The sequence below is a fragment of the Pseudomonas sp. B13(2017) genome (assembly GCF_002113245.1).
Classification (GTDB): domain Bacteria; phylum Pseudomonadota; class Gammaproteobacteria; order Pseudomonadales; family Pseudomonadaceae; genus Aquipseudomonas; species Aquipseudomonas putida_Z.
This window is the reverse complement of sequence record NZ_NEJX01000033.1, coordinates 21,635-29,589: the sequence shown is the minus strand read 5'-3', so window position 1 is coordinate 29,589 and position 7,955 is coordinate 21,635. Positions and strand designations below refer to the sequence as shown.

The following is a 7,955-nucleotide window of genomic DNA, read 5'->3' as shown; positions in this document are numbered from 1 at the left end:
CGAACCTTAACCCTTCGACGCCGAATAGATTGCGGCAAGCCAACTACGCATCCAGATTCAGTATTGCAGAAACTGGGAGGACCATAGATGTGGGAGCGGGCGTGCCCGCGAAGAGGCCGGTACAGGCGACGAAAGTCTGGAGTAGACTGCACCACCTCCGCATTCATAAGGACGTTGCCATGCTGAAGATCTGGGGCCGCAAGAATTCGAGCAATGTGCGCAAGGCGCTGTGGATCGCCCACGAACTGGGCCTGGATTTCGAGTCGATCGACGCCGGCGGCGCCTTCGGCGTGGTCAACGAGCCGCACTACCGCGCGCGCAACCCCAACGGCCTGGTGCCGATGCTGGAGGACGGCGACCTGACCCTGTGGGAGTCCAACACCATCGTCCGCTACCTGTGCGCCGAATACGGTGCGGAGCAGGGCTGGTACCTGGACGACCCGCGTCAGCGCGCCCTGGCGGACAAGTGGATGGACTGGACCACCTCGTCCTTCGCCACGCCGTTCCGCCCACTGTTCTGGGGCCTGTTGCGCACCCCGGAAGACCAGCGCGACTGGGTGGCGATCAACGCTGCGCACAAGCAATGCGCCCAGCTGCTGGCCATTGCCGACGAAGCCCTGGCCAAACAACCGTACCTTTCCGGTGACCAGATCGGCATGGGCGACATCCCATTGGGAAGCTTCATCTATGCCTGGTTCGAAATGCCCATCGAGCGCCCGGCCATGCATCACCTGGAGGCCTGGTACGAGCGCCTCAAGGCCCGCCCTGCGTACCAGGCAGCGGTAATGACTGCGCTGACCTGATCGAACACCACGGCTACTTCGATAGTCATTATCAATACACATGACTGTACTTGTGCGGCCAGGCCAAGCACCATTGGCCGCACTCACTGCGCCAGTGCCTTTACCTGGCGTGTCCTGCACCTTTTTCTCGGTAAGTGACCCGCTATGAGTTCCGCCCTGTCCATCCGACAGCTGACCAAGACCTACGGCAACGGCTTCCAGGCCCTCAAGGGCATCGATCTGGATGTTGCCGAAGGCGACTTCTTCGCCTTGCTCGGCCCCAACGGCGCGGGCAAGTCCACCACCATCGGCATCCTCTCCACCCTGGTCAACAAGACCAGCGGCACGGTCAACGTGTTCGGCCACGACCTGGACCGCGAGCCGTCGGCGCTCAAGCGTTGCCTGGGCGTGGTGCCGCAGGAGTTCAACTTCAACCAGTTCGAGAAAACCTTCGACATCGTCGTGACCCAGGCCGGTTACTACGGCATCCCGCCCAAGGTGGCCAAGGAGCGTGCCGAGCAGTACCTGACCCAGCTCGGCCTGTGGGACAAGCGTGACGTGCAGTCGCGTTCGCTGTCGGGGGGCATGAAGCGCCGCCTGATGATTGCCCGCGCGCTGATCCACGAGCCGCGCCTGCTGATTCTCGACGAGCCCACCGCCGGTGTGGACATCGAACTGCGCCGTTCGATGTGGAGCTTCCTCACCGAGCTGAACCAGAAGGGCATCACCATCATCCTCACCACCCACTACCTGGAAGAGGCCGAGCAGCTGTGCCGTAACATCGGCATCATCGACCACGGCACCATCGTCGAGAACACCAGCATGCGCCAACTGCTGGGCAAGCTGCATGTCGAAACTTTCGTCCTCGACATCAAGCAGGACCTGGCCACTGCACCGGTGCTGCAGGGCTACCCGTGCCGGTTGCTGACCCCGCACACCCTGGAAGTGCAGGTGGAAAAGGACATCGGCATCACTGCGTTGTTCGGCCAGCTGGCGCTGCAGAACATCGAGGTGCAGAGCCTGCGCAACAAGACCAACCGACTCGAGGAGCTGTTCGTGTCCCTGGTGGAAAAAAACCTGTCGAAGGTGGCCGTATGAGTGTGGAACTGCGCACCAACTGGGTCGCCCTGAACACCATCGTCTACCGCGAAGTGCGGCGCTTCCTGCGTATCTGGCCGCAGACCCTGCTGCCGCCGGCGATCACCATGGTTCTGTACTTCGTCATCTTCGGCAACCTGATCGGCCGGCAGATCGGCGACATGGGTGGCTTCACCTACATGGAGTACATCGTGCCGGGGCTGATCATGATGTCGGTGATCACCAACTCCTACGGCAACGTGGTGTCGAGCTTCTTCGGCAGCAAGTTCCAGCGCTCCATCGAAGAGCTGATGGTGTCGCCGGTATCGCCACACACCATCCTCGTCGGTTATGTGCTGGGTGGCGTGCTGCGTGGCTTGGCGGTGGGTGTGATCGTGACTTTCCTGTCGCTGTTCTTCACCCACCTGCAGGTGCACCACCTGGGCGTGACCGTGGTCGTGGTGCTGCTGACCGCCACCATTTTCTCGCTGCTGGGCTTCGTCAACGCGGTGTTCGCGCGCAACTTCGACGACATCTCGATCATCCCGACCTTCGTGCTGACGCCGCTGACCTACCTGGGCGGGGTGTTCTACTCGATCAACTTGCTGCCGCCGTTCTGGCAGACCGTGTCGTTGGCCAACCCGGTGCTGCACATGGTCAACTCGTTCCGCTACGGCATCCTAGGGGTGTCGGATATCAGCATTGGCACGGCGATTACCTTCATGCTGGTCGCCACCGCGGTGCTCTACCTGGTGTGCGTTCGCCTGCTGGTCAGCGGCCGCGGCATGCGTGCCTGAAACCTTGCACCGGCATTGGCGCAGACGCCACTGCCGGCCCACCCACCAGCGCCAGTAGAGCATGGTGGTGAAGTAGCCAAGGATGCCCAGCACCACACCGCACACTACCGAGCCGAGCAGGAAAGGTTGCCACAAGGTCGACAGCTGGTCGGTGATCCACTGGAAAGTCAGCTCGTCGGGCAGGGTGCGCGGCGGTACCTGCATCAGCCAGGCGCCGGTCATGTAGGTGACGAAGAACACCGGTGGCATGGTCAGCGGGTTGGTCAGCCAAACCAGGCTGACCGCGATCGGCAGGTTGCCGCGCAGCGGAATGGCCAGCGCGGCAGCCAGCAGCATTTGCGCCGGCATCGGGATCAGCGCCGCGAACAGGCCAACGCCCATGGCCCTCGCCACCGAATGGCGGTTCAGGTGCCAGAGGTTCGGGTCATGCAGCAACTTGCCGAAAAAGCGTAAGGACTTGTGTTCCCGAATACTGGTCGGGTCCGGCATGTAGCGTTTGAAAAGTCGGCGCGGCATGTAGGCTCCCGGAGCGTTGATCCGGGCAGTATGCCCTGATTCCCGCTCAGCCTCGTTTAGAGTTTGTGACAATTGTTGAGCAAGCGCTGCCGGCAATTGGGCTATGCCTCAGAAGGTGATTTCGCTTCTGGAGCTCTACTTCATGCGCACAGGGATGTTTGCGCTCGCGCTCGGGCTGTTGTGCCTGGGCTTTCTCCCCGCATTGCCATCGGTCGGATGGCTGGTGCTGCTGGTTGTAGTCGGTGGCCTCGGCCTGTTCACCCGACTGTGGCCGCTGGGCTGTTTTCTGTTGGGCCTGTGTTGGGCCTGCTGGTCTGCGCAGCAGGCCCTGGATGACCGCCTGGCACCCGGGCTGGATGGCCGCACCTTGTGGCTTGAGGGCCAGGTGGTCGGCCTGCCGACCCGGACTGCGCAGGGTGTGCGCTTCGAGCTGGACGCGGCCCGCTCGCGGCGGGCAGAGCTGCCGCAGCGCCTGCAACTGAGCTGGTTCGACGGCCCGCCGCTGCGCGCGGGCGAGCAGTGGCGGCTGGCGGTGACCTTGCAGCGCCCGGCCGGGCTGCTCAACCCGCATGGGCCGGACCGTGAGGCGCAATTGCTGGCGCGGCGGGTCGGTGCGACCGGTACGGTCAAGGCCGGGCAGTTGCTGGCGCCGGTTGCCGGCGGCTGGCGCGACACGCTGCGCCAGCGCCTGCTGGCAGTGGACGCCAATGGCCGGCAGGCAGCGTTGGTGGCGCTGGTGCTTGGCGACGGGGCGGGCCTGGCCCGAGAGGACTGGCAAACATTGCAGGCCACCGGCACGGTGCACCTGCTGGTGATCTCTGGCCAGCACATCGGCCTGGTTGCCGGCTTGTTGTATGGCCTGGTTGCCGGGCTGGCGCGTTGGGGGCTGTGGCCCGCTCGGTTGCCCTGGCTGCCTTGGGCGTGTGGCTTGGCCATGGCTGCGGCACTGGCCTACGGTTGGTTGGCTGGTGGCGGTGTACCGGTGCAGCGTGCCTGCCTGATGCTGACCGTGGTGTTGCTCTGGCGCCTGCGCTTTCGCCACCTTGGTGCGACCTTGCCGTTGCTGCTTGCGCTGGTTGCCGTGCTGCTGGTGGAGCCGTTGGCCGCGCTGCTGCCCGGGTTCTGGCTGTCGTTCGCGGCCGTGGCCACGCTTGGCTATTGCTTCAGTGCCCGCCTGGGCGGCTGGCGGCCCTGGCAGGCCTGGACGCGGGCGCAATGGGTGATTGCCATCGGTTTGCTGCCGGTGCTGCTGGCTACGGGCTTGCCCGTGAGCCTGAGTGCGCCGCTGGCCAACCTTGTTGCGGTGCCTTGGGTCAGCCTGGCGGTACTGCCGTTGGCGTTGCTGGGGACCTTGCTGCTGCCGCTGGGCGGGGTAGGGGAGGTGCTGTTGTGGCTGGCGGGTGGTCTGCTCGATGGGCTTTTCCGGCTGCTGGAGTTGGTGGCGCAACAGCAGTCGGCGTGGCTGCCAGCAGTTCTGCCGTTGTGGGCCTGGCTGCTGGTGTGCCTGGGTACGTTGCTGGTTTTGATGCCCCGTGGCGTACCACTGCGCGGGTTGGGTGGCGTGATGCTGCTGGCGCTGTGGGTACCCCGGGAGACGGTGCCGTTCGGCCAGGTCGAGGTCTGGCAGCTGGACGTCGGCCAGGGGCTGGCGGTGCTGTTGCGCACCCGGCATCACGACCTGCTGTACGACGCCGGGCCGGCCAGGGGGGAGAGCGACCTGGGCGAGCGGGTGGTGTTGCCGACCTTGCGCAAGCTGGGGGTGGGCAGCCTGGACCTGATGCTGGTCAGCCACGCCCATGCCGACCACGCCGGTGGTGCTGGCGCAATCATGCGTGGCCTGCCGGTCGAACGGGTGATCGGCGGCGAAGTGCTGGATGACATGCAACTGCAGCCTTGTGTCAGTGGCGACCAGTGGACGTGGGATGGCGTGCGCTTTTCGCTGTGGCGCTGGGCTGATGGGCAGAGCAGCAATGACCGTTCCTGTGTGCTGCTGGTCGAGGCGCAGGGTGAGCGGTTGTTTCTGGCGGGAGATATGGAAGCCAGTGCCGAACGGGCTTGGCTTGCGGCCACAGAAGCGCCGCGGATCGACTGGCTGCAGTCGCCGCACCATGGCAGCCGCAGTTCGTCCAGCGAGGCCTTCATCCGCGCCACGGCGCCGCGCGGGGTACTGATTTCGCGCGGGCGCAACAACAGCTTCGGGCACCCGCACGCACAGGTGGTCGAACGATATCGGCGGCATGGGGTGGTGATGCATGACACAGCGGAGCAGGGGGCGTTGCGGTTGGTGTTGGGGAGACTGGGGGAGGTCGAGAGTGTGCGCCGACAGAGGCGTTTCTGGAGGGATGCGGGCGGTGGCTGAGCTGGCCCTTTCGCGGGTAAACCCACACAGGGACGGCGTCGCACTTGAGATCACGCGGTACCTGTGGGAGCGGGCATGCCCGCGAACACCGGCAAAGCCGGTGCCATCCACCGCGTCGTCTTTTTCGCGGGCGCGCCCGCTCCCACAGGTACTGCGCTGGCTTCGAGTTGATGCTGAATCTGTGGGAGCGGGTTCACCCGCGAAAGGGCCAGTTCAGCCACCCGACAGCTCAAGGTAGAAACCGGGTAGGGCAATTCCCTGACCTCCGGCAGATGAGCCCCCGGCGCGCCTATGGTAGAGTGGCGGCCTTTTTCCGAAGGGGCGTTTACTGTGTGGGAATTGGTCAAGTCCGGTGGTTGGATGATGCTGCCGATCATTCTGAGCTCCATCGCTGCCATGGCTATCGTCGTCGAGCGCCTGTGGACCCTGCGCGCCAGCCGCGTCACCCCGCCGCATCTGCTGGGTCAGGTGTGGATGTGGATCAAGGACAAGCAACTGACCAGTGACAAGCTCAAGGCCCTGCGCGCCGATTCGCCACTGGGCGAAATCCTTGCCGCCGGTCTGGCCAACTCGCGCCATGGCCGCGAAATCATGAAGGAATGCATCGAGGAGGCCGCCTCGCGCGTCATCCACGAACTGGAACGCTACATCAGCACCCTCGGCACCATCGCCGCCATGGCCCCGCTGCTGGGCCTGCTGGGCACCGTGCTGGGCATGATCGACATCTTCAGCGCCTTCATGGGCTCGCAGATGACCGCCAACGCCGCAGTGCTGGCCGGTGGTATCTCCAAGGCCCTGGTCACCACTGCGGCCGGCCTGATGGTCGGTATCCCGGCGGTGTTCTTCCACCGTTTCCTGCTGCGCCGCATCGACGAGCTGGTAGTCGGCATGGAACAGGAAGCGATCAAGCTGGTGGAAGTGATCCAGGGCGACCGTGAAGTGGAAGTGGCCGGAGGCAAGGCGTGAAGTTCCGGCGCAATCGTCAGCGGGAGAGCGTCGACATCAACCTGGCGTCGCTGATCGACGTGGTGTTCGTCCTGCTGCTGTTCTTCGTGGTCACCACCACCTTCACCCGCGAGACCCAGCTGCGCGTCGAGCTGCCCGAAGCCGCCAGCGCCGAGCAGGCGCCGCCCGACCAGGGCAAGCTGGTGGAAATCACCATCAGCGCCGAAGGCGTGTACTCGGTGAACAACCACCTGCTGCCCAAGAGCGACCTGGCCACCCTGAGCGAAGCGATCGAGCGTGAGTCGGGCGGCGACAACAAGCTGCCGCTGGCCATCAGCGCCGACGGCAAGACCCCGCACCAGGCTGTGGTCACCGCGATGGATGCCGCCGGCAAGCTCGGTTTCAGCCAGTTGCGCATGACCACCGTCGAGGCGGCCCAGGGCACGCCTTGATGGCCTTCGCCGACCGTCTGCTCGCCGCCTGGTACGCTGGGCACCCGGCCCTGGCGCTGCTGCGCCCGCTGGAGGCACTGTATCGCCGCGTGGTCACGCGCAAGCGGGCGCGCTTTCTCAATGGCGAAAGTGCCAGCTACCGGGCCCCGGTGCCGGTCATCGTGGTGGGTAACATCACCGTGGGCGGTACCGGCAAGACGCCGATGATCCTCTGGCTGATCGAGCACTGCCGCCAGCAGGGGCTGAAGGTGGGCGTGGTCAGCCGTGGCTATGGCGCCAAGCCCCCGCAGCTACCCTGGCGCGTGCAGGCCGACCAGGCCGCCCAGCAGGCCGGCGATGAACCGCTGCTGATCGTGCAGCGCACCGGCGTGCCGCTGATGATCGACCCCGACCGCTCCCGCGCCGTGCAGGCACTGCTGGCCAGCGAACCCCTCGACCTGATCCTGTGTGACGACGGCATGCAGCACTACCGCCTGGCCCGTGACCTGGAACTGGTGCTGATCGATGCTGCCCGCGGCCTGGGCAATGCCCGCTGCCTGCCGGCGGGGCCGTTGCGTGAGCCGGCCGAACGCCTGCACGAGGCTGACGCGGTGCTGTTCAACGGCGCCAGCGCAGACCGCGCCGATGGCTTCGGCTTCTGCCTGCAGCCGTCCGCCCTGGTCAACCTGCGCAGCGGCGAGCGCCGCGCGCTCGACCATTTCCCCGCAGGCCAACGCCTGCACGCGGTGGCCGGTATCGGCAACCCGCAACGTTTCTTCAATACCCTGCTGGGGCTAAACTGGCAGCCGGTGCCGCATCCCTTTGCCGACCATGCGCAGTTCAGCGCCCAGAGCCTGGCCTTCAGCCCGCCGCTGCCGCTGGTCATGACCGAAAAGGATGCGGTGAAATGCCGGGCCTTCGCCGCTGACGACTGGTGGTACCTGGCCGTCGAGGCGCAGCCCACGCCGGCTTTCAGCGCCTGGTTCGACAACCAGTTGCAACGCTTGCTGCGCAAGCCCTGAGCCCTTTTTCAATTCCCGGCCACCTG

At 65.4% G+C, this 7,955-nt stretch carries 7 protein-coding genes and 1 pseudogene; 7 read left to right on the top strand and 1 reads right to left on the bottom strand.

All coding sequences use genetic code 11. From position 1 onward, the window contains the following. Positions 1 to 179 precede the first annotated feature (179 nt). The 3 genes from CAG44_RS26440 (at position 180) to CAG44_RS26430 (ending at position 2,656) form a co-directional block, all read left to right on the top strand. Positions 180 to 803, top strand: a complete 624-nt coding sequence (locus CAG44_RS26440; RefSeq protein WP_013971559.1) for a glutathione S-transferase — start codon at positions 180 to 182, stop codon at positions 801 to 803. Between the two features lie 144 nt (positions 804 to 947). Continuing rightward, a complete protein-coding gene (locus CAG44_RS26435; protein WP_085693398.1) occupies positions 948 to 1,880 on the top strand; it encodes an ABC transporter ATP-binding protein in 933 nt (310 codons plus the stop codon). Next, positions 1,877 to 2,656 (top strand): ABC transporter permease, encoded by a 780-nt coding sequence (locus CAG44_RS26430; protein ID WP_003260104.1) that lies wholly within the window; start codon positions 1,877 to 1,879, stop codon positions 2,654 to 2,656. Before CAG44_RS26435 ends, CAG44_RS26430 begins: the two co-directional genes overlap by 4 nt. A 9-nt stretch (positions 2,657 to 2,665) precedes the next feature. Here CAG44_RS26430 and CAG44_RS26425 read toward each other — a convergent pair. Next, positions 2,666 to 3,172: pseudogene (locus CAG44_RS26425) on the bottom strand (DUF2062 domain-containing protein); the annotation flags it as partial. A 142-nt stretch (positions 3,173 to 3,314) separates the two neighbouring features. Here CAG44_RS26425 and CAG44_RS26420 point away from each other — a divergent pair. From CAG44_RS26420 to lpxK, 4 genes are all read left to right on the top strand, one after another. After that, complete coding sequence (locus tag CAG44_RS26420) at positions 3,315 to 5,531, top strand: DNA internalization-related competence protein ComEC/Rec2 (RefSeq protein ID WP_085693400.1); 2,217 nt, start codon at positions 3,315 to 3,317, stop codon at positions 5,529 to 5,531. A 330-nt stretch (positions 5,532 to 5,861) separates the two neighbouring features. Further along, positions 5,862 to 6,497, top strand: coding sequence for a MotA/TolQ/ExbB proton channel family protein (locus tag CAG44_RS26415; protein ID WP_016391244.1), 636 nt, complete (start codon positions 5,862 to 5,864; stop codon positions 6,495 to 6,497). Beyond that, positions 6,494 to 6,928, top strand: a complete 435-nt coding sequence (locus tag CAG44_RS26410; protein ID WP_025338207.1) for a biopolymer transporter ExbD — start codon at positions 6,494 to 6,496, stop codon at positions 6,926 to 6,928. Before CAG44_RS26415 ends, CAG44_RS26410 begins: the two co-directional genes overlap by 4 nt. Next, positions 6,928 to 7,929, top strand: coding sequence for a tetraacyldisaccharide 4'-kinase (gene lpxK, locus CAG44_RS26405; RefSeq protein ID WP_085693396.1), 1,002 nt, complete (start codon positions 6,928 to 6,930; stop codon positions 7,927 to 7,929). The genes CAG44_RS26410 and lpxK overlap by 1 nt, the downstream gene beginning before the upstream one ends. Positions 7,930 to 7,955: the final 26 nt, after the last annotated feature.